Source organism: Rhodoferax sp. GW821-FHT07F03 (assembly GCF_059418745.1).
This window is the reverse complement of sequence record NZ_JBWKQM010000006.1, coordinates 1-24,624: the sequence shown is the minus strand read 5'-3', so window position 1 is coordinate 24,624 and position 24,624 is coordinate 1. Positions and strand designations below refer to the sequence as shown.

Here is a 24,624-nt window from a genome sequence, read left to right as displayed (position 1 = left end):
GCATGCTGAACCGCCCACTTCCCCTCCTGTTAATCACCGGCAGCCTGCTGGGACTGGGCTTTCCTTTGGGCAAGCTGGCCGGGGCGGCGGGTATTGCACCTATCGTCTGGTCCTGGATCATGGCTGTTGGCGCCGGCCTGGTCTTGCTGCTGGCCCTGTGGCTGGGCCGCGTGCGGCTGCCGCTGGACGCACGCCATCTGCGCTACTACCTGGTGACGGGCGCGGTGTCCAACGCGCTGCCCAATCTGCTGGTGTTCAGCGCCATGCCGCACTTGGGGGCGGGTTTCATCTCCATCTTCTTTGCGTTTTCACCCATCGTGACCCTGGTGTTCCACAGCCTGCTGCAGCGTCGGCGTCCCAGTGCCCTGGGCGCAGCGGGTATTGCCCTGGGCTTTGCCGGGGCTCTGGTCATCGTGCTGTCCAAGGGGCGTGTGGATACGCCCGGCGGCGGCACGGTCCTGTGGCTGGCGCTGGCTTTTTTGATTCCGCTGCTGCTGGCCGCTGGCAACGTTTACCGCACCTTGGCCTGGCCCGCTGGCACCAGCGGCCTGGCCCTGGCGGCGGGCACCAACCTGGGGGCTGGCGCGGTGCTGGGTGTGCTGTCGCTGCTGTGGAACGGCAGCCTGCCGCTGTCGACCGCGCTCGCCGTACCCGGCCTGTTGCTGGCCCAGGTGGCCATCAGTGCGGCCATGTTCGCCGTGTTCTTCCGCTTGCAGAGCGTGGGCGGGCCGGTGTACCTGAGCCAGATTGGCTATGTGGCCGCCGCCGTGGGGCTGGGCACGGGCACCTTTGTGCTGGGCGAGCACTATGGCCTGCTGACCTGGCTGGGGGCGGTGGTAGTGGCCGTGGGCGTGCTGATGACGACGCGGGCACAGCAGGGTGTGGGTAAGTAATTGCTATTGTTTTGGTAGCTGCTTGCGCAGGTTTTATATGCGCTACAGGTACTTTTGTTGAATACGGCTTCTGGCGGGCTGTCATACCCGCGTTCAGAGCTTCTGCCTGCTATGCCTGTCCGTCCCGGCTCAGCAATTCTGCCTGGAAGCGTTCCAGTTCTTCATCCAAAGTCCCGCGGCTGCGGAATGGGCGGTTGGCTTTGCCGTACCAGTACTCGGCATCTTCCAGATCGCCTTCCTGGATGTGCAAGATGCCGTGCAGCCAGGCGGCCAGTTGCGAGTCGTCGGTCTGCACCAGGTTGTGGGCCTCGATCCAGCGACCCGAGCGCATATGCTCCAGGACTTGGTGAAGAATGGCCATTGCATGCTCCTTTGTGGGTGTTCTGTACACCATAGCTGCTTCCACGCACAGGGGCGAATAAACAGCCCGCTGTCATGTGCGTGGGGCCATCCCATTACTTTTGTGGATTGGAAAACATCGGGTTGCCGCTGGTGGTCTTCACGACTTCTTCTTGCAAAACGTCCCAGTGCTCCACGATCTTGCCATTTGCCAAACGGAAGATGTCTACGCCCACCATGGCTTTGGGGCCCATGCCGGTATAGCGGCCGTGCACCATGACGAAGTCGCCTTCGGCCACCACCATGCCTGGTTCGTACCTGAAGTCTGGCCCCAGGCTGCCAATCCAGCCCTTGAGCACCTCGGAACCGTTGGGCACCGCCGGGTTGTGCTGGGTGTAGTTGGGCGACCAGTACTTGTCAATGACCGAAGCGTCATGCGTGATGAACAGCCCCTTCATGCCCGCAACCACGATCTCTTTGTTGGTTTGAGCAAATGCACTGCTGGAGAAGATCGCCACAAGAGATGCTGCGGCGAAGAGGGTTTTAAAGGGTTTCATTTTGGGCTCCTATCGGGGTTGCTGCTGGTTAACTACTTAGCGCTTCATCTCGCCCTTGTTGACCTTGGCGCCGATGTCCAGGGACATGGCGCCAAGGTCACTTGTGGGTAAGTAACGCCCGGTACGTTGAAGTGCAATGTAGTTTCTTCAATCGCGCAGATAAACCCGTGTAGTTGCACATTAATGTTGCGTGAATCGATCAGGTAGTGGGTTCACTAGCACCCATGTTCGCCCGACTTTTCACTGGGCAAGCGTAGGTGGCTAGTGCGTCTGCGCTGGATCGGCTGCGTGGCCGCAGTCGCCCAAGGGTGGGGCGTGCTACTTTTTTTGCAGCTGTATCCGCAGGTTTTATCTGCGCTACAAGGTATTTTTGTATGGATACAGAGGTTGGAGAACTGCCAGAGCCACGGGCAATCTTTGGTTCTTTGGGGGATTTAATCGATTACCCCTGGGAGTTCGGAGGGCTGTTTCCGAACTCCCAGACTCAGCTTTCGTGAACAAAAATAACCCAGGAGGTATCAGCGCCTAGTGCATCCAGCTGCCTATATCGGCGTTGTATCCCTCTCCGCCAGTTTCGCCATCAGCCCCCAGACTGAATACATCGATCTCTCCGTGCAAGCCTGGGGACCGGTATTGCAATTCATTGCCCCAGGCGTCTTTGGGCATTTGATCCATATACACGCGCCAGTTCGGCGGCACTTTGCCGCTGCTGGGCTTTTGAACCAAAGCCCCCAGGCCCTGGCTGCTGCTGGGAAAACTTCCGGCATCCAGTTTGTACAGATTCAAGGCCTGCACGGTGTCGGCAATTTGCTGCTTGGTTGCAGCGACCCGCGCATCATTCGGGCGGTCCATGATTTTAGGAATCACTAAAGCCCCCAGAATCCCCAGGATGGTGATGACCACCAGAATTTCGATCAGCGTGAAGCCGGTGTTTTTGCGAATGCGTGGCATGTAATGGTCCTTGCTCAAATATTCAGTTTGGAAACATTCAGGGTGTAGTGGCCAGGGGCTCCAGCAGCTTGCAAGTAAGCTCCAAGAAACCCCGGGAACTGGGCGGTTAACCCGGCATTGTCGATGAGCTCTCCGGTGAACTGGAATCCTTGTTGCACGGAGTGGCTACCCTGGCCGGAAATCACCAGAGGGCCGTCCTGGCTGGTGATTGAAAAGCTCACGCCGGAATTCTCGCTATGGCCTTTCAGCTCGAAAGTGCCCAGTTGCCCTTTTGGAACCAGGCTGGTCGCGGCGTTGAGCCATTCCATTTCAATCTGGGATATGCGGGTGGACTGCAGGTTGCCTTGCGCAGAAATCTGGCGAAAGTTCAAAAAGCCTTGCCAGTCACCTTTGTTCAGCATGCCGGGCAGCAGCGGTGTGACTTCCTTTGCCTCTACGCCCAGTCCTCGCAGGTTGACCTGCCAGCCGTACAAGCCCAGTTGTACTTGCCCGATGGACGAGCCATTGACCTTGATCTGGAACAGCAGGCCAGCGTTCTGGAATCCGTCCAGCCTCCATTCCAGAGGCGGCAGAGACAGCTGACGCGGGTCTTTGCCGCGCATACCCGTAACTACCCCGCGTCCGTTCCACAGTGTGCCGTCGGCGTCGGCCAAATCCCACTCATGGTTGGTGGCTTGTTGCAGAACTGTGCCAATGAGGCTGGCTGGGGCCAGCCAGAGCATAAACACCACGGTTAGCAGGCAGGTGACGGCGATTTGACGGGAGCGCTTCACGGCTCGGTCCTCCACAGTTCCAACGTGGCCTGGATTTCAACCATGCCTTGTACATCTGCCCGGGTGACTTTTACCTTTTGCACAAGCATGCGCATGTCTTTCTGCACAAAGGCGAGCCAATCCACCCACTTGTCGAATGGCACCACGCCTTGCAAAGAGACCTGATTCTCGGAATCCAGGGGTTGGACGATTTCGGTGGGCAAGCCAAACTTGGTCAGTGCATCAGACACCGCCACTGAATACACCTGGTTGACGTTGCCGCCCGCTGTGGGAAGTTGTTTGAGCCGTTGCAACTCGTCGGCCTGGACGCGCATCGTGCCCAGGACTTTCAATTCAGTCGCCAGCTGGCTTTGGGCCCGTTCCTGGGCTGCGGCCAGCGCTGACCAGAACCAGACCAGCGCCACCACGGCCATGCCGAGCAGCCACGCCGTAAGCAGGCGCTGGTCCCGTCGGGATAGGCCTCTCCACCAGGATTGCAGTTGTTTCATGGTTATTCCTTGGCCATTAGCGCCGTGGTGATCGTGCCATTGTTGGTCGATTGCGTGACGGCGGTGTAGCCGCGTTGCAGCATGCCGGTTTCCAGCGCGCGCGCATCCTGGCTGCTGCCGCTCCAAACGGCGATCAAGCGGCCTTGGTCATAGTCCAGGCTGGTGAATTTGGCCTGTGGTAGCTGCTGCGCCAGCGCCGCCAGCACTGGCACAAACCCGTCTGTACGCGATTCGCCCACGCGGGCGCGTGCGGCCTGCCACAGTTGGTGCAACTGGCGGGCCGGCTTGTCGGTCTGGTCGGCCTTGCCACTTACCTCCTGCCAGAAAGCCAGTTGCTCGCTCTTGACCTGGTGGATGGACCACCATGTCTTGCCTACGCTGGCCAAGGCCATTAGCGTCTGAATGCACACGCAGGCTGCGATCGCGATCAGCGCAGTCCTGAATGCGGGCTCGGCCATAAGCTTGCGCCGGGGCATCCAGTCTCCGACCAGCAGGTTGGCACTGGGGTTCGACAAGGTGGCGCGCCAATCCAATGCAGTTACGCGTTCGACCGGAATACCCCATGCCTCTTCCAGCCCCTGAAAGAGAGTGGGTGTCACGCCGTACAACTGGATGCGGGTCGGTGGCGGGGGCGTAGCCTGCTCACGGTGCAAGGCCAGGGCAATGGGAATGCCTGCACCGTCGCCGGGCATGTCCAGTTCCATTGCAACCATGCCATCGTGAAGCCACAGAAGGTCGTCTTCATTTTGGAAAACCCGCCATGCGCCCGCGGCGGTGGGGAGCTTCTCGGCCAATGCCTCCACGCGCGCCAAGGACCGCCCCAGTTCTTGCATCGTGGCTACCAGCAGTTCCAGCCGCTGGCGCTGCAATGTGCAGCAGACCACTTCGTCACCTTGTTGGCGCAGGGGAATCACGACCAAACGGCCCAGGTCGTCCACCAATCGGTCCTCCAACGCCATGGCGACTGCGGCAGCGTCTTTCCAATTCACTTTTGGAGGGAGCTTTACCGTGTGGTAGACAAGCTGCTCTGGGGAGAGAATGAGCACGTGCTCCGTGGCTGGTGGCCACTGCTTGGGGGTGTCTTGCCCTGTGGTGAGCAGGCGCTCACCTTCGACCAGACTCCAGGGACAGTCCAGGTGTTGATGCGGCCAGCCCGCATCGATAGAGAGATATAAGGTTCGATTCATGGGCGCTTCATCCAAACAACATCGGGCCAGGCTCCGGGTTTGCGTCTTAGCAGGGCAATCGCAGACGCCCGGCCTTGTTCAAAGTTGGCGTGCACTTCGACCTTGAAGAAGTCGCTGCGAACCGAAACGGATTCCGTGCGAAATGTGTCCCTGGCATCCTCGTTGAGCAAGGTGTAGAAATCCGGGGTGTATTCAAAAGGTGTGGCGGCACGCCGGTTAAAAATTTCTTTCGCCTGCTGGAAGCTGAGGCCGGGGGCTATGGCGTAAATCAACTCCACAGGCGCAGTGTTGACGTTCAGCTTTGAATTGGCGGTGGGCAGCAGGGTGATGTATTTGTCCAGTTTTGCAATGGTTTCCGGTGTGTAGCCGGGTATAGCCTCCAGGCTGGCCGTACCCATATAGCGGACACGTTCCGACACCTTGCCCGATAGCGCCGTTTTCAGGGACGCGGCCAGCGCAGGGGGCAGCCCCAGCGCCTGCAGCAGGCGTTCATATTGGCCCCAGACATAGGGGTCCCCGGCCAACAGCCATGCCATGTTGAATTTGGCCTGCTCATCAAACATCTGGCCGCTGATTTCGCCGCCGGCGACCGGGATGGGAGGCACCCGCGTGCCCCAGGCCTCGCCCAGGTAGTCTTTGCCTATGCGTTGGCGCTGGCGTTCATACAAGACCGAACGGGCCCAGTCCACACCACCCATTACCAGGCGATGCGCCTGGCGTGCGTCGCGCAGCACTTTTACCTGCGTAACCCAGATATCGACGCGCCAGAGGATGGCCGACGCCAACACGGTGACCACAGCCACCAAGAGCAGTGCCATCAGCAGGGCTACGCCTTTTTGGTGCCGGGTAACGTGCGAGGTGTGCATGCTCATGGCAGGGCATAGACCCGTGTGACGTCGCGCCCATCGTCCAGCGTCAGGGCGACACGCAGGGCCCGCAGTTTGGTATCGGATGCCCCTTCGACTGGCCAGCGATCGTGCCAATTGCCCTGGCCATCCAGGAAAGACAGTGCCATGGTCCGCACGCCACCGAGCAGCGGTGTATCCAGTTCCGCAGGCGGGGCTTGCGTTCGGCCAGTGCCAGGCCCAGCAACTTGCGGGCGAGAAAGGTCGGCCCCCAAAGTACGCACTACCGTGCCATTGCGCAAGCTGTACTGAATTGGCAGCACGCTTCCCGCCGAGCCCCAGATGGCCCAGCGGGCTGTGGCACCTTCGCCCTGCCAGTGAACCTGGATAACGTCGATGGGCAAGCCATCGACCGCACAAGTGACATCCTCCCCGATGCGTGCCCAGGCCATGGCAATGCTGCGCCAGCGCGACTGTTCGGCATACACCACGTCGCGGGCACGGAGGACTTGTGTCAGACCCTTGCTCGCCATGGCTCCCAGCACGGTCAGCAAGGCCATGGCGACCATGACTTCCAATAAAGTCATGCCTTTTGCGCTATGCCGGAAAGTCAATATGGCTCTCCTGGTATGAGGTTGACCTGGTGGGTCAGATACCCCTGAACCGTTACCTTGGCCGTTGGATCGTCTTTTAGAGATACATGTACATCTACCTTGCGGGCTAACGGACTGGGGGTGTCGCTCACTTCTTCTGCAACAACAAATTCAAGCCCGCATTGGCTTTCCGTCTGAGCGGGCTGGATGCCCGCGTCCAGCCAGTCTGCGCGCGCATGGTGCAGTTCGAGCCGGTTCTGCCCCACCCAATCGGCGCACATTTGGGTGCGCAGGCGCAGCGCATTGGCCGCCGTCAGGCCTGTGGCCCGCACGGCCGCGATGAGGCCGATGCTGAGCACCAGCAGTGCCACCAGCACTTCCAACAGACTGATGCCCCGGGCACGACTACGTTGTGTGGCCACGTTCAAGCTCCTGTATGGCATTCAGCCCCCTGGCTCCACCGTTTGCACTACACCGCCGGAAGCCGTGGTTTCCAATCGGACGAGCCGGGCACCGTCGCGCAGCTGGATCCGCAGCAGCGGTGGGGTGGCGCCGATGAACTCGATGCGCAGTGGCGGTTGCATCGCTTTGTTGTCCTGCCAGGCCTGCTCGATGTGCACATCGTCGTTCAACTGGCCCGCCTTCAATGCGTCGGCGTCGGTGGGGGGCATCCATGTGCCATCGTTTTGGCGCTTCTCGAAGCGGTAGTGGCTCCCATCAGACAGCAGGCGCAGGTGCTGGCCTCCAATGACACTGGCGAACATAGCCGCCTCCAGTGTGTTCACGAATTTTTCCAGCGAAACCTGCCGTTGCACCATCGCGGCATTGCGGGTGTTGGGCATGGCCATGGCCAGCATGATTCCCAGGACGGCGACAACCACCAGGATTTCAATCAGCGTAAAGCCCCGTACCCGGAGCGTTTTGAAACCCATTACATCAGCACCTGGTTGATGTTGAAAATGGGTTGCAGGATGGCCAGTACGATCATCAGCACCATGCCGCCCATCACCAGGATCATCAGTGGTTCCAGCAGTCGGATCAGGATGGCCACATCGTGTTCCAGCGACAACTGTTCCAGCCGGGCGGCTTGGGCCAGCATTTCGGCCAGTTGGCCGCTCTGTTCGCCACTGGCGATGAGGTTGATCAGCAAAGGCGGGAACCCATCTTTGTGCTTGAGCGAACGGCTCAGGCTCTTGCCGGCATTGACCTCCTGAAGTGCTCCACCCACAATTTCCTTCAGGGGAAGGCGTTCGAGCAGCGCCTTGCCTGCCTCCAGTGCCAGTAGCAGCGGGACACCGCTGCGCACCAGGATGGCCAAAGTGCTGGCAAACCGCGCGGTGTCTGCAGACCGCAGCAGCTTTCCCACAATAGGCAAGCGCAGCAGTCGGACGTCCACCGCGCGGCGAAAGGCATATTGCTTCATGGCATGGAGCCACCACATGCCGGCCAGAATGGCCATTCCTACTGCATAGCCGCCACCTGCGCGTACACCGCTGCTCACGCTCAGCAAGGCGCGGGTGAGCAGCGGCAGTGTCTGGTGCTGGTTTTGGAACACGGTTACCACTTGGGGGACCACATATGCCAACAGCACACCCACTACGCTCAGGGCCACCACCAACATGACCAGGGGGTAGATCATGGCCTCCATCGTTTTGCTGCGCAGGGTTTGGCTTTCGGCCAGGTAGTCGGCCAGGCGAGACATGACTTCGCCCAGTTCACCTGCTGTCTCGCCTGCCCGGATCAATGCGAGGTACAGCGGGGGGAAAGTGCGCGGGTGCATGGCCAAGGCGTTGGCCAGGCTGTGGCCTGCACGGACCTCATTGCGCACTGCATTGATGATCAAACCGTGTGCAGGCTTGTCCACTTGGCCGGCCAGGGTCGCTAGCGAGGCGTCCACATTCAGCCCCGCTCGCAGTAACGACGACCATTGCTGCGTCAGCAGAAACAAGGCCCGTGGCGGGATGCGACTGCGCCGTCCTCCTGCCGCGGATGCGTGGGCGTTGGCTTCCTCCACCGATACCGGCAGCAGCCCTTTTTCCCGCAAGGTGGTGCGTAGCTGGGGGGCGCTGTCCGCCTCCTGGCTGCCTTCGACCCGTATCCCGGATGCATCAATGGCCTGGTAGCGGAAAGTTTTCATCGGTCTCCTGCCACGCGCATCAACTCGTCTACCGACGTCACACCCGATCGAACCCAGCGCTGACCATCTTCTTGCAGCAGCCGAAGGCCTCCGTGCTCGCGTGCAGTGTCGCGCAGGACATGTTCGCCTGCGCCGTCGTGGACCAGGCGGCGCAAGCGGTCATCCATGGTCAGCCACTCGTAAATGCCCAGCCGTCCTGCATAACCGGTGCCCCTGCATTGCACACAGCCACGTGGGCGAAACGCGCGCCCCAGTTCCTCGGGTTCGTCGGCGTACGCGGGATCGGGTTCTTTGCAGTGGGGGCACAGCTGACGTACCAGGCGCTGCGCCAATACCCCGATCAGGCTGGACGCCAGCAAAAATGGTTCAACGCCCATGTCCACCAGACGGGTAACGGCGCTGACTGAATCATTGGTGTGCACAGTGGCCAGCACCAGATGGCCTGTCAGGCTGGCCTGGATGGCGATCTGGGCTGTTTCGAGATCCCGAATTTCACCGATCATCACCACGTCAGGGTCTTGCCGCAGCAAGGCGCGCAACGCGCGCGCAAAAGTCATGTCGATGCGGGAATGGATCTGCACTTGACCAACACCTGCCAGGTCGTACTCCACCGGGTCTTCTACCGTCATGATGTTGCGGTTGCGCGAATTCATGCGCATCAAGGCGCCATACAGCGTCGTGGTCTTGCCCGAACCCGTCGGGCCGGTCACCAGCACGATGCCGTGCGGTGCATGGATGGCGGAGTCGAAGCTCGCCAGTGTGTCGGGTGCCATGCCCAGCACGGCCAAGTCCATGCGCTTGGGGTCTTTGTCCAGCAGGCGCATCACCACGCGCTCGCCGTGCGAAGTCGGCACTGTGGATACCCGTACATCCACCGTTTTGCCCGCCAGCCGGATGGCAATGCGACCATCTTGTGGCAGGCGTTTTTCGGCAATGTCCAGTTGCGCCAGGATTTTGATGCGGGAGGACATGGCGGCGTGCAGTGCCCGGTGCGGTGCCAGTACCTCCACCAATTCGCCATCGCGGCGCATACGCACCACGGTGCGCTGCTCCTCGGGCTCAATGTGGATGTCCGATGCGCCTTCGCGCACGGCCTGGGCGATGAGTGCGTTGATCAGGCGAATGACGGGGGCATCGCCATCGCTGGCCAGCAAATCTTCGACCGGCGGCAAATCGTTGACCAACTGGTCCAGGTTCACCTCCTGGCCGGCCGTGTCCACGATCGAGGCGGCGCTGTCTGTGCCGTCTGAATAAATCGATGTCAGGGCTTGGGAGAACTCTTCATCCGAGACCATCCTGAGCGTAACTGCTGAGCCTAAGGCGCGGCGAACCTCGGCCAAAGGCCCTACAGGCGTGGCCTTGCACACCCATAGGACTGGCTCGCCTCCATCAGTAGGGTGCAGCAGCATCCCATGACGCCGCGCAAACAGATACGGTATGCGTCCACCGTCCAACGAATTCAGCGCCACCATCGATTACCTCGGTTCTTCAGTAACGGGCTGCGTTGTGGGCGTGGGTTGGGTGGGAAGTGTGAGGGTTGCCTCAGCTTTCAACTCAGGGGAAGGTAGCAGGGGGCCCAACTCCAGTTTGGCCTTTTCGTTGGTCGATTTTTGTAGCCCCTGAATATAGGAATAGCGGGACATGGACAGCGTTTCATCCGCCTCCGCCGAGCGGAGAGTCTTTGGGCGGATGAACACCAGCAGATTGGTCTTAGACCGGGTTTTACTTGTGTGCTTGAACAGAGCCCCTACCAGCGGTAGATCCCCTAGGCCGGGGACTTTGTTTTCTGTATCTCCCAAGTTGTCCTGCAATAGTCCGCCTAGAACAATCAGACCGCCATCCTGTACTTGGACCGCTGTTTCGATGGTACGGGTGTTGATGGTGGGCCCCGATGCGTTCGATGTAGTGCCTTGTACCACTGACGACGCCTCCTGAACGATCTTCATGCGGACCATGCCCCCTTCGGACACTTGGGGCAGGATCCGCAAGGACAAGCCCACTTTGCGCCGGTCAAATGTCTGGAACGGGGTGACTGTGGACGATGAGCTGGTTGACGAATAGCTGCCTGTGACGATCGGCACGTCTTGTCCGATCATGATCTGTGCCTCCTGGTTGTCCAGGGTCATCAGGTTGGGCGTGGACAGAATATTGCCACTGCTGGTGGTTTCCAGGAACGTCGCCAATCCCATTAGGTTGTTGATGATGGTTCCGTTAGGCAGCGTGATGGTTCCGTTGGCGATACCTAGGCTCAGCCCGGTTCCGGCCGAAGTCGGGTTTTGGGCCCAGCTGAGGATGCCTGTATTGGCTCCTGAGAAATTGGTGCCCCCCACCAATTGGGCGCCGGAGCTGCCGGTGCCCAAACCGCTTAATGCCTGCCATTGAAAGCCGAACTGGGCAGCAGTGTCGCTGTTGACCTCGGCGATCAGCGCTTCCACATAGACCTGCGCACGGCGCAAATCCATTTGCTTGATAACTTTGCGCAAGCGTTCAATCACGATGTTGGGCGCGCTGATGAGAATCGCATTGTTGGCTACGTCCGCCTGCACATAGCTTCCCTGTACCAAGCCCCCGGTGGTTTGCCAGCCACCGTTGCTGCCGCCGCTCGCTCCTGCCCCTGACGTTGAAGTGCTACTACCCATGGCATTGTTGGGCACCAGGCCAGACGAGCGGTTGGAGCCGAGCGCCGACGAGTTGTTGCTTTCCCCAGATACGGATCCGGCGGCCTTGGAAGTCGCCTGGTCGGCAGACAGGATGGCGCGTAGCATCTGCGCCACCTCGCTGGCTACGGCATTCTTGAGGTAGATGACCTCGATGCTGGCACCCGCTTCAGGTCGGTCTATCTGCTTGATCAGTTCCTGCGCGCGCAACAGCTTGCCCGGTGAACTGCTGCGAATGAGCAAACTATTGCTATGCGGCTCGGCCATGACGGCGAAGCTATCACCCACAGCAGTCACAGCATTGGCTCCAGCAGCACCGCCGGGCGAAGCTGTTGTAGACGCCTGTTGGGAAGGACTGTCGCTCATCAAATTCTGGATAAGGGGCGCCAACTCCGTTGCCGTCGCGTGGCTCAGTGGCACCATCACGGGTAAGCCCAATCCCGACACATCGATAGCCGCCAACACGACCTCAAGTCGCCTCAGATTCTGCGAGTAGTCGGTGACCACCAGGGTGTTGTTGGCCGAATAGGCGACAACGGTCGCGTTATTGTTCAGCAAGGGCTTGATTGCAGAAGCCACCGACTGGGCAGCTTCATATTTCAGCGCGAACATGCGGGTTGCAATGGTGTCACCGCTCAGGGGTGATCCACCCACGCCTACTCCAACAGATTGTTGGCGGGCATCCGCATCAAGCAGGATGCGCACTACCTTTCCATCATCCACTGCGGCAATGCCTTGCAAACGCAGTGCAGCCACCAAGGTGGGATACACGAGCGAACGCGGCATCGGGCTTGCCGACACTACGTTGACATTGCCTTTGACCTTGGGGTCTAGTACGAATAGCTTGCCGGTCAACTCAGACGCCAGCTTCAACACCACAGACACTTCGGCATTGGCCAGGTTAAGAGTTACCGTGTCTTCGGCAGCCTGCGCAGCCAGGCCCCACAGCCCCAGGCCGACGCCCCAGAGCAACTTGCGAAAATTCATCGAGGATCCTTAGTAAACGAAATGGGGCCCGAGGGCGGTGGTGGGCTAGGCATCCCGGAGCGACTTCCGGGTGCTTCTTGCTCTCGTCCGTTGGGGGCTGTCGGCCTTAGAGTTAACTCGCTGCGCTGGGACGCCTTGTCCAGAACGATGCGCTCAGGCAGCACCTCCATGACAGTATGGCCGGATGGCAGCCGGTCCCCGATCTGGGCCACTACTACCTGGGCACTGCCTTCCAGCACTAACAGTGCACGGCTCCTGCCACCAGAGTCCACATACGTGCCCAGCAACCGCCAGCGCGGGTCAATGCCTCCTGGTGGGGTATCTGCGCCAGGCCCAGCGGCGGGGCGCCGTGCAATTTCAACATCGAAAAAATGGCGGGCCGTCACGCGGTTGCTCTGCTCCACTAGTGTGAGCGAGGCTTTGCCTGCAAGCGGGGCGCTGCTTGGCGTTGCCAGCCACCAAATTGTTTGCGCGGCAATCCAGGCTATAGCCACGCAAGCCAAGCGCTGTACGGCCCACAACATGCCAGCGTATGGCGACCATCCCATACGGGCACGCGACAGCAGCCCGGAAAAATTCCAACGCATTCAAATGCTCCAATCAACTGTTAATGAGCGCGATATGGCCTGGCTGCGCTCGCAATTGGGGCGACTGTTACTTGCTTTGCGGCTCAATGAAGAAGTTTTCTATGGAGTTGCTCTGTTCTGCTGCATTGGGCAGTAAGCCCTTGGCCACTTGCGCTTCTACATCTGCCTTGCTGTAAATGGGAATGAGTAAATAACCGCCGCCTTTGTCCTCTGGAGCCTTGCGGATAATGGTCCCGGCGGCCTCCGGGATGGAGCCACCCGTGGTTTCAAACACAATGGCCGCCGCTTTTTCCCGCGATTCGTTGGTGCCACCGTTGTCCACCAGCACCTGGCGATCTTTGTCCAGGCTTTCGACAATGCGTTGCTTCAGCTCTTTTGTACTGAGATTGCTTTGTGTGTCGTAAACATCGTAATTGAGATTAGGTTCGCGCAATGGGCCGCCTATGGCCTTGAGTTCGGTCATGACTTCGCCATTCCCGCTGCTGCCAGCCGCTGGGGTGAATACCACCGCTACGGTACGCGATTGGCGCAGGGCATCCATTTGGGCGTCGGTCAACAAGTTGTTCTCTGCACTTGCTTTGGGCTTGCTGTCAGTGCTTGTTTGGCCAACTTGCTCTTCAGTCTTGGCGCTGCAGGCGGCCAGAGCAGCGCAGGCTGCGAGCACTAAGAAGAATGATTGAATTTTCATATGAAAATAAAGAAAAATGGATGCACGAAATGAGTTCACTCGTTCGGGTACGCACGCTACATGTTGGTGCGATTACAAATGTTGTGACTCCTGCTTGTGCGGTGAGGGCAAAGACTGGTGCGTTCGTTGCTATTCATTTTCAGAAATGTGATAAGGTATTCGGGGAAATTTAAAAATACCTTCCTTGATTAACCTTGTCTTTGATTTGTAATTTTATTAATTACCCAAGGATTGAAAATATTTCAATCCTTGGGGTGATTTATTCCTATGTTAATGGTAGTGCATATAACAATAGGAAATTGCACGGAAAATCAGAGCGTATTGCGATCTGCCGTTACGTAGAACATCTTGAAGGTATATTCGGCCTCATTTTTGACCCAGTGGCCGTCAGTCCGTTCACCGTTCCAGTTATAGGCCCAAGCCAGGTTGTTGCCGCATTCATCCCAGGAAACTTGTTGTTGGGGAACAAAAAATCCTGCGAACTTCCCTTGTTTCCAGCGGCGGGCTACGGCAATTACAGGCTCTGCCCACATGCCTGGTGCAAAGCGTGCATTTGCGGCCCATGACTGCGTGGTTGACTGTGAATAGGTTTCACTATTCGTCCATCGTTTACCGGCTTCTTCGGCTGCAAAGGCAAGGTCAAAGCCTACGCTGGTACCTGTACTGTGGCCATAACCTGTCGTCTTGGATCCACCCCAAGTGAAAGTGCAGTAGCTCGAACCGGCAGAACAGAACTGAACCAAACCTTGAGACTTTCCACGCCATGTCCAATCATTCCAAGTGTTTGAGGCTTGGTTGATGCCTTGTACGCGGGTAGTCCAGTAGTTGTGTGGGGTGCTTGAGTTGCCATACTGGGAACCGAACGAGAGGTTACGTTTGCCACCGCAGATCCATACGTCGTGCGCTAACGCGATGGAGGGGGCCACGCCCGCGGCAATCATGGCTGTTGCAACTGCAGCCTTAACAAATTTTTTCATATTGGTTTTTTTCATTTGGTTAAATTTTTGCGACAAAAAATCAACGTCAATTAGATGGATTTGGCGATCTGGAATGTGATGTAGTGCCATTCGGCTCTGTTGGCAGTCCAATAACCATGTTTTTTATTTAACCAGTCGTAAACGGTATTATTGCCGCCACCACTGATATACCCTGTGCGGAACCAGGCGTTCATGAAACTACCGCGCGTCCAGCGACGTACAGTCACCTTAATAGGATTGCACCAGAGGCCGCCTTTAAAGGTCACGCCGTTGGAAAAGGTATCCGTAGAACTTTTTGTTTGTTGCTGGCTTTTTGTGGTCGCGTATTGGTATTGGGCCGTAAATGGTCCAAGGCTATAACCCAGCCCGGCGGCTACGGAAATTCCTTGCTCGCGTTGGTACGTCGTTGTGACGGTTCTGCCCAAACTATAGGTGCAGTCGAGAGCGCCGCTACTGCAGTACATTGCCATATCGTGGTTCTTGCCGCGCCAGTACCAATCATCGTATGTATTGGATGCTTGAAGATCGGCATTTAATGCATAGGTCCCATCACCCGGTATTACCTGGCCGGTATCGGTTCTAATCCATGACGCTGAGGCCATGCTCGATACGGCTGATAAAGCTGCAGCCACTACCAACGCCGAATATCGACGTGAATTTTTCATAACAACTCCTTTTTCATTTTGGAGGCACATTAAATTCTTGACTGCTGGTTATGCAGCAAAGATCGGGGGAGATTCTTGATGTTCTGGTAGGGGTCGGGTTCGACTTGGCTAGGTTTTGTGTTTTCTATCGGAGTGGGGTTGCCTTATTTGCGTTAACTCAACTCTTGGAAAAAACTAACTGTCTTGTCAATTCAAAAGTAGATAGTCCGGCAAGTTAAACGTATTTGTTTTAAGTACTGCACGGACATTCTTGGCTCCGCTTTTCTTTGCTTGTGGCGTCATCAGCGTTCGAATTCTTCTGCTTTGTAAGCAGTTGGATACAAGTATTTACATTTTTCAAATAACCCTCCATCAGAGTGAAGTGGCGGTGGTATCGATATTTCGAGAAAAAATACATAAATCGATACATAAGTTCGCATTGGAGTGGTTTATACAGGCTGAACGTGACAAGTCAATAACCATTTACGCGTAAAAATGACGAAATGTGATGTTTTGCAGCATGAAGCAAAAAATGTGCCACATGCATTTTTGTAACAAGATGATGCGGCACCCAGGTTCTACTTCTGCTACGAGCGAGAACATATGGGTATACGTGGTATTGAGGAAAATTTGCTACTCTTTTAGTAGCGCGCATCCTAGATGGTGGATGCGTGAAAGGCCTGCGGGCCCAGAGTTCAGCGAGGGCCCGTGCTGTGCGCCACCGCAAACCGCAGCAGCGCCGCGCTGCTGTCCAGCCCAAAGCGCTGCCGGATGTTGGCGCGGTGGGCGTCCACGGTGCGTGAATCGATGTCCAGTGCCCGGGCGATTTCCTTGCTGGTCAGACCCTGGGCTACCAGGGCCAGCACCTCGGTTTCGCGGGCGGTCAGGGCGGGTTGCTGCTGGCGGCGGTCCAGGGCCCGCTTCAGGCCGGCGGGGTAGTGGGTGGCGCCGCCCATCACGGCTTCAATCGCTTTGACTAGTTCACCCGCTTCGGCCTCTTTCAGCACAAAACCCTGGGCGCCGGCATCAAAAGCCTGCAGCATGTGCTCGTCCTGCGTGGATGCGGTGAACACCACGTAGCGGATGTCCGGCTGGCGCAGGCTCAGCTGCTGTATCAGTTGTATGCCACTGGTGGGCTTCATCTGCAGGTCAGTCAGCACAATGCTGGGCGAGTGCTGCTCAGCCAGCACCAGGGCTTCCTCCGCGCTACCGGCACTGGCCACCACCTGCATGGGCGGGCCATAGGCGCCTAGCAGGGCGCTCAGGCTTTGCCGCACGATGGGGTGGTCGTCCACGATCAGTAGGCGGATGGTTGGGGTGGTGGTCATCAGAGTTTCAACACATTAGGCGGCAGACTGGCGCTGAGCAGGGTGGCGCCGGGCGCGGAAGTGATGCTGAACTGCCCGCCCAACATTTCGATGCGCTCGCGCATATTCGTCAGGCCCAGGCCCGCGCGTACCTGGCGTAGGCTGGCTTGTACGTCGAAACCCGCGCCGTCGTCGCGCACCTGCAGCACCAGGCCGGTGGGGTAATGTGCCAGCTGCAGGTCCACATGCTGGGCGCCGGCATGCTTTTCGATATTGCCCAGCGCTTCCTGCGCCACGCGAAACAGGGCGGTGGCCACGGCTTCGGGGATGGGCGGCAGCGTGGCCACCTGGGTGCTCACCTGGATGCCGCTGCGCTCGCCGAATTCGCGGGCAGTCTGCTCCAGCGCGCTGGCCAGGCCCAGGTCGTCCAGCAGGGTGGGGCGCAGGTCGTGGGATATGCGGCGCACGTCGCGCATCACGGCCTGCAGCAAGCCCACGCCCTGGCGCAGCGTGGGGGCGGCGTCACTGCCGGCGCGCTCCAGCTGCAGCAGGGCCGACTCGGCAACAAACTTCACCGACACCAGCTGCTGGCTGATGCCATCGTGCAGCTCACGCGCCACGCGGGCGCGTTCGTCTTCCTGCGAGTGCACCACCTGTTGCGCCATGGCGCGCAGCTTGTCGTCGGCGGCGCGTTGTTCGTAGATGTTCAATGCCAGGCCGCCGCCAGCCACCAGCAGCAGCGCCGCGGAGGCGATCAGCAGGATCTGGTTGCGCGTCTTCTGCACCGCCAGCGCGGTGGAATGGGTGATCAGCGCCTGGGTCTCCTGCAGATGGTCCAGGTACAGGCCGGTGCCCACCACCCAGCCCCATTCGGGCACTAGCTCCACATAGCCTAGCTTGCGTTCTTCGCGCCCTGTGGACGGGCGGTTCCACAGATAGTCCACAAAGCCGCCGCCGGCCTGGGCCTGGCGCACCAGCTGCTGGATGATGGGCGCGCCCGCGCCGTCGTGCAGCTCCCACTGGGGGCGGCCCTCCAGGTCGGGCAGGCGCGGGTGCATCAGGCTCTTGCCCTGCAGGTCGTAGACGAAGAAGTAGTTGTCGTTGCCAAAGTCCATACGGCGCAGCAGGTCCAGCGCCTGCTGCCGGGCCTGCGGCGTGTCGCCAGCGCGCTCGGACAAATGCGCCACGGCCCGTCGCCCGGCCTGCACAAAGTGCTTCAGCTCGTCCTTGCGTGCCTGCAGCAGGATGGGCTGCATGGCGGCGATTTGGTCCTGCGCCAACTGGTCCGATTGCTGGCGCACCACCCACACCACGGCGGCAATCGCCAGCACCAGCGGCACAGCGGCCAGTAGCAGCACCATGGCGCGTAAATGCAAGCGGAAGCGGAGTTCACCCATGGGCCGATTTTGAACCAGGCCCGCCTGGGGAAAACCATTACGTAAACACTCCGCAGCGGCCCTGCAAGCACACCAATGCGCCGCCAGGCCCGGCGCTCGACACTGTGCGTTCGCACATCCGTTCCACCTAACAAGAGCATAGAGACAATGGACACCCTCACCAAAAATCCCCTGGCCCGCACAGCGCTATGGGCGCTGATTGCGCTCGGCGGTGCTGGCGCACTCGCCACCATCGCGCTGCACCGCGGCGAAACCATCAACGCCCTGTGGGTGGTGGTGGCCGCGCTGGCGGTCTATCTGATCGCCTACCGCTTCTACAGCCAGTTCATCGCCAAGCATGTGCTGTCGCTGGACGCGAACCGCGCCACGCCCGCCATGCGCCACAACGACGGCCTGGACTATGTGCCGACCAACAAGTTCGTGCTGTTCGGCCACCACTTCGCGGCGATTGCCGGCGCCGGCCCGTTGGTCGGCCCGGTGCTGGCCGCGCAGATGGGCTATCTGCCGGGCATGCTGTGGATCCTGGCCGGCGTGGTGTTTGCCGGCGCGGTGCAGGACTTCATCGTGCTGTTCATCTCGACACGGCGCGATGGGCGCTCGCTGGGCGATCTGATCAAGTCCGAGTTGGGGCCGATCCCCGGCGTCATCGCCTTGTTCGGCACCTTCATGATCATGGTCATCATCTTGGCGGTGCTGGCGCTGATCGTGGTCAAGGCCTTGGCCGACAGCCCCTGGGGTACCTTCACCGTGGCTGCCACCATTCCGCTGGCGCTGTTCATGGGCATCTACACCCGCTACATCCGCCCCGGCAAGATCGGCGAGGTGTCCGTCATCGGCATCGTGTTCCTTATCGCGGCCATCGTGGTCGGCGGCCAGGTGGCGCAAAGCGCCGAGTGGGCGCCCATGTTCACCTTCGACGGCAAGCAGCTGACCTGGATGTTGATCGGCTACGGCTTTGTGGCCTCCGTGCTGCCGGTGTGGCTGCTGCTGGCGCCGCGCGACTACCTGTCCACCTTTTTGAAGATCGGCGCCATCGTGGCGCTGGCCATCGGTATCGTGCTGGTGGCGCCCGATTTGAAGATGCCATCGACCACGCGTTTCATCGATGGCAGCGGCCCGGTCTGGGCCGGTGGCCTGTTCCCCTTCCTGTTTATCACCATCGCTTGCGGAGCGGTGTCGGGCTTCCACGCGCTGATCTCTTCGGGCACCACGCCCAAGCTGATCGAGAATGAAAGCCATGCCCGCTTCATCGGCTACGGCGCGATGCTGGTTGAATCCTTCGTCGCCATCATGGCGCTGGTGGCCGCGTCCATCATCGAACCCGGCGTCTACTTCGCCATGAACAGCCCGCTGGCCGTGCTCGGCCCCACGGCCGAAAGCGCTGCGCAAGTGATTTCGCAATGGGGTTTTGTGGTCACGCCGGACATGCTGCTGCAGACCGCGAAAGACGTGGGCGAGCACACCATCATCGCCCGCGCCGGCGGCGCCCCCACGCTGGCCGTCGGCATGGCCCACATCTTCTCCGAGATGCTGGGCGGCAAGGCCATGATGGGCTTCTGGTACCACTTCGCCATCTTGTTTGAGGCGTTGTTCATCCTGACCGCAGTGGACGCGGGCACCCGCGCCGGCCGTTTCATGCTGCAGGATTTGCTGGGCACTTTTGTACCGTCGCTGAAGAAGACTGACTCGTGGATCAGCAACGGCCTGGCCACCGGCCTGTGCGTCGCCGCCTGGGGCTACTTCTTGTACCAGGGCGTGGTCGATCCGTTGGGCGGCATCAACACGCTGTGGCCGCTGTTCGGCATCTCCAACCAGATGCTGGCCAGCGTGGCGTTGATCCTGGGCACGGTGGTGCTGTTCAAGATGAAGCGTGAGCGCTTTGCCTGGGTGACGTTGCTGCCCACCGCCTGGCTGCTGGCCTGCACCATGACGGCCGGCTGGCAAAAGGTGTTCCACGAGAACCCGAAAATCGGCTTCCTGGCCCACGCCAACAAGTACCAGGCCGCGCTGGACAAGGGCGAGCTGCTGGCGCCCGCCAAGGCACTCGGCCAGATGCAGCGCATCGTCTTCAACGACTACCTGGACGCCGGCCTGTGCGTGTTCTTCATGTTCGTGGTGATCAGCGTGCTGGTGTTCGGCATCCGCGCCTGCCTGGTGGCCCGGCGTTCCAGCCGGCCGACGGTGCAGGAAGCCGGCGGCCCTTTGCTGGCGGCCTGAGCTTGGCATGCTGAAAGAGATTGCCAGCTTGGGCCAATCGGTCGGCAGCTACCTCGGCCAGACCGCCCGGCTGATGGTCGGCGTGCCCAGCTACGACACCTACGTCGCCCACCAGAAGCGCGAGCACCCGGACCAGCCGGTGATGGGCTACGAGGCCTTCTTCCGCGAACGGCAGGAGGCGCGCTATGGCGGCAAGGGGCGCATCGGGCGCTGCTGCTGACCGTGAAAAGTTCTAAGTAAAAATAGCTGCCAGCGCAGGTTTTATCTGCGCTGGCAGCTATGTATTTGCTAGCAAATTAAGCGCGCTTGACCAAGCGGATGAGGAAGAGCAGCACCACGGCGCCAATGGTCGCCACCAGGATGCTGCCCAGAATGCCGCCGCCCATCGAGACGCCGAAGGTGTTGAACAGGAAGCCGCCCAGAAAGGCGCCGACGATACCCACTACCAGGTCACCGACCAGGCCGAAGCCGCCGCCCTTGACCAAGGTACCCGCCAACCAGCCGGCGACGATGCCGACAACCAGAAACCAAATAAAGCCCATTTATTACTCCCAGTGGCATGCCGACATGGCGGATGCAGTCTAACCGTCCATGGCGGACGGGCGCGTAAGTCGGCGGTGCAGGCACTTACCAGGCCCTTCGACAGGCTCAGGGTGAACGGGGGGTAGTTTTGTAGGTCTATAAGAAAAATGCTGCCAGCGCAAGTACTACCTGCGCTAGCAGCTATGAATTCAGGAGCGAATTACTCCTCGCTGGTCCATTCCACCTGCGCGCCCAGGCTGCGCAGGTTCTCCACAAAGCCCGGGTGCGCGCGGCGGATCGGCGTGGCGTTGCGGATCTCGGATCGGCCATTCACGCTGGCAGCCACCATGAACAGCGCAATCGCTACCCGGATGATGTAGGGGCTTTCGACCACCGCCGGCGTCAGCGGGCTGCCGCCGAAGCTGACGATGCGGTGCGGGTCCGACTGGTACACGTGGGCGCCGAACTTCGACAGCTCGGTGGTCCAGCCCATCGCGCCGTCGTACACCTTGTTCCAGAACATCGCATTGCCCTGGGCCTGCACGCCCAGCGCGACAAAGATCGGCAGCAGGTCTACCGGGAAGTAGGGCCAGGGCGCGGCTTCCACCTTGGTCAGCACATTGCTGGTGAACGGGGTTTGCACCTTCAGCGCGCCCGGGCAGTCGGCACGCGACCAGCCGTTTTCGTGCGTGATGTGCACGCCGAACTTGGCAAAGGTGCGGTCGATCAGCGGAAAGTTCTCGGGCGCGCTGTTGCGCACCACCACGTCGCCGCCGGTGATCGCGCCCAGCGCCAGGAAGGTGGTGATCTCGTGGAAGTCCTCGTCAAAGCGGTACTCGCCGCCACCCAGCGTGCCACCGCCGTGCACCGTCACGCGCGAGGTACCCATGCCCTCGATCTTCACGCCAATCATCTGCATGAAGCGGCAGAACTCCTGCACATGCGGCTCGGACGCGGCATTCGTCAGCGTGGAGACACCGCTGGCCGAGGCCGCACACAGCACAAAGTTCTCGGTGGTGGTGACGGACGCGTAGTCCAGCCAGTGGTCGGTGGGTGTCAGCGGGCCACGGCAGCGCACCAGCAGCGAGCCTTCGCTGCGCTCCACCAGGCCGCCGAACTGGCGGAACACATCGATGTGCGGGTCGATCTCGCGCACGCCCAGCGTGCAGCCCTTGACGTTGTCCTCCAGCCGCGCCACGCCAAAGCGCGCCAGCAGCGGCGGCACCAGCATGATGGACGAGCGCATCTCCTCCGGCAGCCTGTGCCGCGCCGCGTCGAACACGGTTTCGCGGTGGTGCAGCTCCAGCGTGCCGGAGGCGTAGTCCATCTGCACCTCGCTGCCCAGCAGCCGAAAGATGTCCAGAATCTTGCGCACATCGGTGATGTCCGGTACGCCCAGCAGCCGCAGCGGCTCGTAGGTCAGCAGCGTGGCGCACAGCACCGGCAGCACGGCGTTCTTGTTGGCGGATGGGGTGATGCGGCCGCGCAAGGGCGTACCGCCGTGGACGATGAGGTTGGACATGGGGGGCGTGGAGAGAGAGGGCAGGTGGAAAAGCTGGCGAATTATCCATGGCCCTGGGCGAGCCCGCGTAACCAATGCGTCACGGCCAGCCCGCGTGTTTACCTGTGGAATCGGGCTGTAGCGCTTGATTTATCTGCGGGTGCAGCTACGGTTTGTGTAGCGGGTGGGGTGACGTTTTGTCACGGGCTGTTAGCTGTGATGGGATTGTGGGGCGTTTGCTTCGGTCTGGCGGGTACCGGTGGCCGCTGTAATCGTGCGGCTGGTGCGGCCACGAACTTTGCCTCTTTGCGTATCTACTTCGCAGGGTTTGCTTTATTTTTTACAGCTTCAACGTTGGAATTCAGCGGCCGCCGTAGGCGGTCCGCTGGAATGATGGGATGGACTCCCCCGTTGTTTTACGCAAGAGTTGCGTACTGATCTTCATTGGCGTGGGGAACAGTTCTTTCAACGTAAGGAGTCCGACATGCATGCTACTACCGTTGCCGTTGATCTTGCAAAGTCCGTTTTTCAGCTCGCGATTGCTGATGAGCGCTGGTGCGTGGTCGAAACCCAGCGCCTGACACGCACCCAGTTCGAACGCTGGTTTGCCAACCGTGAAGTGGGTCTGGTGGTGATGGAAGCCTGTGGCTCGGCCCACCACTGGGTGCGCTGGCTCAATGGCTTGGGCATTGAAGTTCGGCTACTGCCGGCCCAATACATCCGTGCTTACGTCAAACGCAACAAGACCGATGCCACCGATGCTGCGGCGTTACTGGAGGCGGCGCGTTGCGCCGACATTCGCCCTGTGCGCGTGAAGTCCGTGGAGCAACAGGCGCTGCAAGGCATGCACCGCATCCGCAGCCTGTGGATGGGCACGCGCACCAGCAGGATCAATGCCTTGCGTGGCTTCTGCCGGGAGTTTGGCATTGCAATTCCTGTGGGTGCACGTACCGGGGTGGAAGCCATCAGCCGTGTGCTGGCTGATCCCAACACGGCGGTGCCCGATCTGATGCGGGGCACGGCCAAATTGCTGATGGAAGAGATTCGCCTGCTCGAAGCCCGCATTGCACAGTTGGAGCGGGAGCTGGCAGCTCTGGCCCGGCTCAGCCCGGCATGCACCACGCTGCTGTCGATACCGGGTATTGGCTTGCTCACGGCTACTGCGCTGGTGGCAGCCACTTTGGGAGATGTGAGCCACTTCAAGGATGCACGGCATTTTTCCAGTTGGTTTGGCTTGACGCCCAAGGAGTACAGCTCCGGCAACAGCCGTTACCTGGGGCACATCTCCAAACGTGGAGATCGTTACCTGCGTATGTTGCTCACGCATGGCGCACGCAGTGTGCTGCGCTCCTCCAAAGTGGCACAAGACGCCGGGCGGGAGGTGTGTGGTGTACGCCGCTGGGCGTTAGATGTGCAGGCCAGGGGCAACCACAACAAGGCAGCCTGTGCGCTGGCCAACAAGCTGGCTCGGATTTGCTATGCCACGCTCAGGGACAAGAAGCCATTTGGCGAACAAACCGTGCGCTTATCCAAAAAGGTCAGCAGGGAGAGCTTTGTGATGCCGGTCTGAGCAAGTATCCAAACAGCCGCTATCAAGAAAAACTGAACACCCATCACGCGTTGCGACGAGATTGATCGACCATCATGGCCAACCGAGTTCACCCCACACCGACAGATGCCGATCACTCTTCCGGCAGCTTACCTGCCGCTTGTAACGACTGGCGCATCGGTGACGCAGATTCCATGTCGGCACGGAACACATACGGTCCCACTCTAGATGCCGGATATTTGAGCAGCAGGCGCTTCCCAAACAGCCAAAACATCGGTCAGTTTCTTGCGCTTGTGGGGGAGTCCATATAGGAAGGGTTAGAGCGCATCACGCGAACAGCTGAAGCGCTTCTTCGCTCCATGCATGGTCGCCGACCGACCATGAGCCTTCAGCCGCGGGTGGTGGAAAGCCAGTTCTGCAATAGCCCTTCTTGGCTTCGAAGTCGAAGATCGCATGCGGGTAGCCATTAATAAGAAGAGCCACTTTCTTTGAATCATTGGACCAACCGATCTTGAGGACAGATGGCTTTTCTCGATCCGTCACGTTCGAGACGTTATAGATGTGTACCGCGTCTTGAATCGGGTTTCCTTTGAGCGATGGATCAAGTGCATAGAAATAGCCGGTCTCCCCATCGTCTTCAAAGATTGCGACGTAGTGGCTCTCTGGTGCGGGCCCTTCTACGACGGAGGAGCTTCCAACGGAGATTGTTTCTTCGGCGGTGACTTGAATTGGCATAAGACTAATGCGCTCTAACGAGGCTGTAAAAAAATCCGGTTCCCACACGCGCAACTATGGCGTTGCCCTGTGCGCAGATCGAGTTTCGTGAAT

General features: G+C 59.7%; 26 protein-coding genes. 4 read left to right on the top strand and 22 right to left on the bottom strand.

Annotated features, from left to right (window positions below; all coding sequences use genetic code 11):
- Positions 1–2 precede the first annotated feature (2 nt).
- Positions 3–893: a DMT family transporter gene (locus tag AC07R0_RS09975; RefSeq protein WP_495104692.1), complete on the top strand. Its 891-nt coding sequence runs from the start codon at positions 3–5 to the stop codon at positions 891–893.
- 109 nt (positions 894–1,002) lie between these two features.
- Here the strand turns inward: AC07R0_RS09975 and AC07R0_RS09970 are convergent, their stop codons facing one another.
- From AC07R0_RS09970 to AC07R0_RS09880, 19 genes are all read right to left on the bottom strand, one after another.
- On the bottom strand, positions 1,003–1,254 hold the full coding sequence (locus tag AC07R0_RS09970; protein ID WP_495104691.1) for a hypothetical protein: 252 nt from the start codon (positions 1,252–1,254) through the stop codon (positions 1,003–1,005).
- Between the two features lie 94 nt (positions 1,255–1,348).
- A complete protein-coding gene (locus AC07R0_RS09965; protein ID WP_495104690.1) occupies positions 1,349–1,789 on the bottom strand; it encodes a nuclear transport factor 2 family protein in 441 nt (146 codons plus the stop codon).
- Positions 1,790–2,314: 525 nt separating this feature from the next.
- Positions 2,315–2,740 (bottom strand): type II secretion system major pseudopilin GspG, encoded by a 426-nt coding sequence (gene gspG / locus AC07R0_RS09960; RefSeq protein ID WP_495096006.1) that lies wholly within the window; start codon positions 2,738–2,740, stop codon positions 2,315–2,317.
- Between the two features lie 14 nt (positions 2,741–2,754).
- Positions 2,755–3,513: a type II secretion system protein N gene (gene gspN, locus AC07R0_RS09955; RefSeq protein ID WP_495096005.1), complete on the bottom strand. Its 759-nt coding sequence runs from the start codon at positions 3,511–3,513 to the stop codon at positions 2,755–2,757.
- Positions 3,510–4,001 (bottom strand): type II secretion system protein M, encoded by a 492-nt coding sequence (locus AC07R0_RS09950; protein ID WP_495104689.1) that lies wholly within the window; start codon positions 3,999–4,001, stop codon positions 3,510–3,512. Before AC07R0_RS09950 ends, gspN begins: the two co-directional genes overlap by 4 nt.
- Before the next feature lie 2 nt (positions 4,002–4,003).
- Positions 4,004–5,188 (bottom strand): type II secretion system protein GspL, encoded by a 1,185-nt coding sequence (gene gspL / locus AC07R0_RS09945; RefSeq protein WP_495104688.1) that lies wholly within the window; start codon positions 5,186–5,188, stop codon positions 4,004–4,006.
- On the bottom strand, positions 5,185–6,060 hold the full coding sequence (gene gspK / locus AC07R0_RS09940; RefSeq protein ID WP_495104687.1) for a type II secretion system minor pseudopilin GspK: 876 nt from the start codon (positions 6,058–6,060) through the stop codon (positions 5,185–5,187). Before gspK ends, gspL begins: the two co-directional genes overlap by 4 nt.
- Positions 6,057–6,647: a type II secretion system protein GspJ gene (locus AC07R0_RS09935; protein WP_495104686.1), complete on the bottom strand. Its 591-nt coding sequence runs from the start codon at positions 6,645–6,647 to the stop codon at positions 6,057–6,059. Before AC07R0_RS09935 ends, gspK begins: the two co-directional genes overlap by 4 nt.
- Positions 6,644–7,048: a type II secretion system protein GspI gene (locus tag AC07R0_RS09930; RefSeq protein ID WP_495104685.1), complete on the bottom strand. Its 405-nt coding sequence runs from the start codon at positions 7,046–7,048 to the stop codon at positions 6,644–6,646. The genes AC07R0_RS09935 and AC07R0_RS09930 overlap by 4 nt, the downstream gene beginning before the upstream one ends.
- A 21-nt stretch (positions 7,049–7,069) precedes the next feature.
- Positions 7,070–7,558, bottom strand: coding sequence for a prepilin-type N-terminal cleavage/methylation domain-containing protein (locus AC07R0_RS09925; protein ID WP_495095999.1), 489 nt, complete (start codon positions 7,556–7,558; stop codon positions 7,070–7,072).
- Positions 7,558–8,763 carry a type II secretion system inner membrane protein GspF gene (gspF, locus tag AC07R0_RS09920; RefSeq protein ID WP_495104684.1) on the bottom strand — a complete coding sequence of 402 codons (1,206 nt, stop codon included), beginning with the start codon at positions 8,761–8,763 and terminating at the stop codon, positions 7,558–7,560. The genes AC07R0_RS09925 and gspF overlap by 1 nt, the downstream gene beginning before the upstream one ends.
- Positions 8,760–10,235: a type II secretion system ATPase GspE gene (gene gspE / locus AC07R0_RS09915; protein ID WP_495095997.1), complete on the bottom strand. Its 1,476-nt coding sequence runs from the start codon at positions 10,233–10,235 to the stop codon at positions 8,760–8,762. The genes gspF and gspE overlap by 4 nt, the downstream gene beginning before the upstream one ends.
- 3 nt (positions 10,236–10,238) lie before the next feature.
- Positions 10,239–12,407 carry a type II secretion system secretin GspD gene (gene gspD, locus AC07R0_RS09910; protein WP_495104683.1) on the bottom strand — a complete coding sequence of 723 codons (2,169 nt, stop codon included), beginning with the start codon at positions 12,405–12,407 and terminating at the stop codon, positions 10,239–10,241.
- Complete coding sequence (locus tag AC07R0_RS09905) at positions 12,404–12,931, bottom strand: type II secretion system protein N (RefSeq protein WP_495104917.1); 528 nt, start codon at positions 12,929–12,931, stop codon at positions 12,404–12,406. Before AC07R0_RS09905 ends, gspD begins: the two co-directional genes overlap by 4 nt.
- Positions 12,932–13,061: 130 nt before the next feature.
- Positions 13,062–13,721 carry a hypothetical protein gene (locus AC07R0_RS09900; RefSeq protein ID WP_495104682.1) on the bottom strand — a complete coding sequence of 220 codons (660 nt, stop codon included), beginning with the start codon at positions 13,719–13,721 and terminating at the stop codon, positions 13,062–13,064.
- A gap of 272 nt (positions 13,722–13,993) precedes the next feature.
- The gene (locus AC07R0_RS09895; RefSeq protein ID WP_495104681.1) at positions 13,994–14,749 is read right to left on the bottom strand and encodes a hypothetical protein; all 756 of its coding nucleotides are present in this window, start codon (positions 14,747–14,749) and stop codon (positions 13,994–13,996) included.
- A complete protein-coding gene (locus AC07R0_RS09890; RefSeq protein ID WP_495104680.1) occupies positions 14,710–15,324 on the bottom strand; it encodes a hypothetical protein in 615 nt (204 codons plus the stop codon). The genes AC07R0_RS09895 and AC07R0_RS09890 overlap by 40 nt, the downstream gene beginning before the upstream one ends.
- A gap of 674 nt (positions 15,325–15,998) precedes the next feature.
- Positions 15,999–16,631 carry a response regulator gene (locus tag AC07R0_RS09885; protein WP_495104679.1) on the bottom strand — a complete coding sequence of 211 codons (633 nt, stop codon included), beginning with the start codon at positions 16,629–16,631 and terminating at the stop codon, positions 15,999–16,001.
- Positions 16,631–18,007 (bottom strand): cache domain-containing protein, encoded by a 1,377-nt coding sequence (locus AC07R0_RS09880; protein ID WP_495104678.1) that lies wholly within the window; start codon positions 18,005–18,007, stop codon positions 16,631–16,633. Before AC07R0_RS09880 ends, AC07R0_RS09885 begins: the two co-directional genes overlap by 1 nt.
- Before the next feature lie 147 nt (positions 18,008–18,154).
- Between AC07R0_RS09880 and AC07R0_RS09875 the strand changes: the two genes are divergently transcribed.
- Both AC07R0_RS09875 and AC07R0_RS09870 read left to right on the top strand, forming a co-directional pair.
- Positions 18,155–20,224, top strand: coding sequence for a carbon starvation CstA family protein (locus AC07R0_RS09875; protein ID WP_495104677.1), 2,070 nt, complete (start codon positions 18,155–18,157; stop codon positions 20,222–20,224).
- A 7-nt stretch (positions 20,225–20,231) separates the two neighbouring features.
- Entirely contained in the window at positions 20,232–20,444 is a 213-nt protein-coding gene (locus tag AC07R0_RS09870; protein ID WP_495104676.1) for a YbdD/YjiX family protein, read from the top strand.
- A 76-nt stretch (positions 20,445–20,520) separates the two neighbouring features.
- On the opposite strand, the gene AC07R0_RS09865 is transcribed toward AC07R0_RS09870, so the two are convergent.
- Together AC07R0_RS09865 and AC07R0_RS09860 are read right to left on the bottom strand one after the other, a co-directional pair.
- Positions 20,521–20,766, bottom strand: a complete 246-nt coding sequence (locus tag AC07R0_RS09865) for a GlsB/YeaQ/YmgE family stress response membrane protein (RefSeq protein WP_495104675.1) — start codon at positions 20,764–20,766, stop codon at positions 20,521–20,523.
- Between the two features lie 200 nt (positions 20,767–20,966).
- Positions 20,967–22,268 carry a UDP-N-acetylglucosamine 1-carboxyvinyltransferase gene (locus AC07R0_RS09860; RefSeq protein WP_495104674.1) on the bottom strand — a complete coding sequence of 434 codons (1,302 nt, stop codon included), beginning with the start codon at positions 22,266–22,268 and terminating at the stop codon, positions 20,967–20,969.
- 463 nt (positions 22,269–22,731) lie between these two features.
- Between AC07R0_RS09860 and AC07R0_RS09855 the strand changes: the two genes are divergently transcribed.
- Positions 22,732–23,817 (top strand): IS110 family RNA-guided transposase, encoded by a 1,086-nt coding sequence (locus tag AC07R0_RS09855; RefSeq protein ID WP_495104673.1) that lies wholly within the window; start codon positions 22,732–22,734, stop codon positions 23,815–23,817.
- 306 nt (positions 23,818–24,123) lie between these two features.
- Here the strand turns inward: AC07R0_RS09855 and AC07R0_RS09850 are convergent, their stop codons facing one another.
- Positions 24,124–24,531: a DUF2251 domain-containing protein gene (locus AC07R0_RS09850; protein WP_495104672.1), complete on the bottom strand. Its 408-nt coding sequence runs from the start codon at positions 24,529–24,531 to the stop codon at positions 24,124–24,126.
- Between the last annotated feature and the right edge of the window lie 93 nt (positions 24,532–24,624).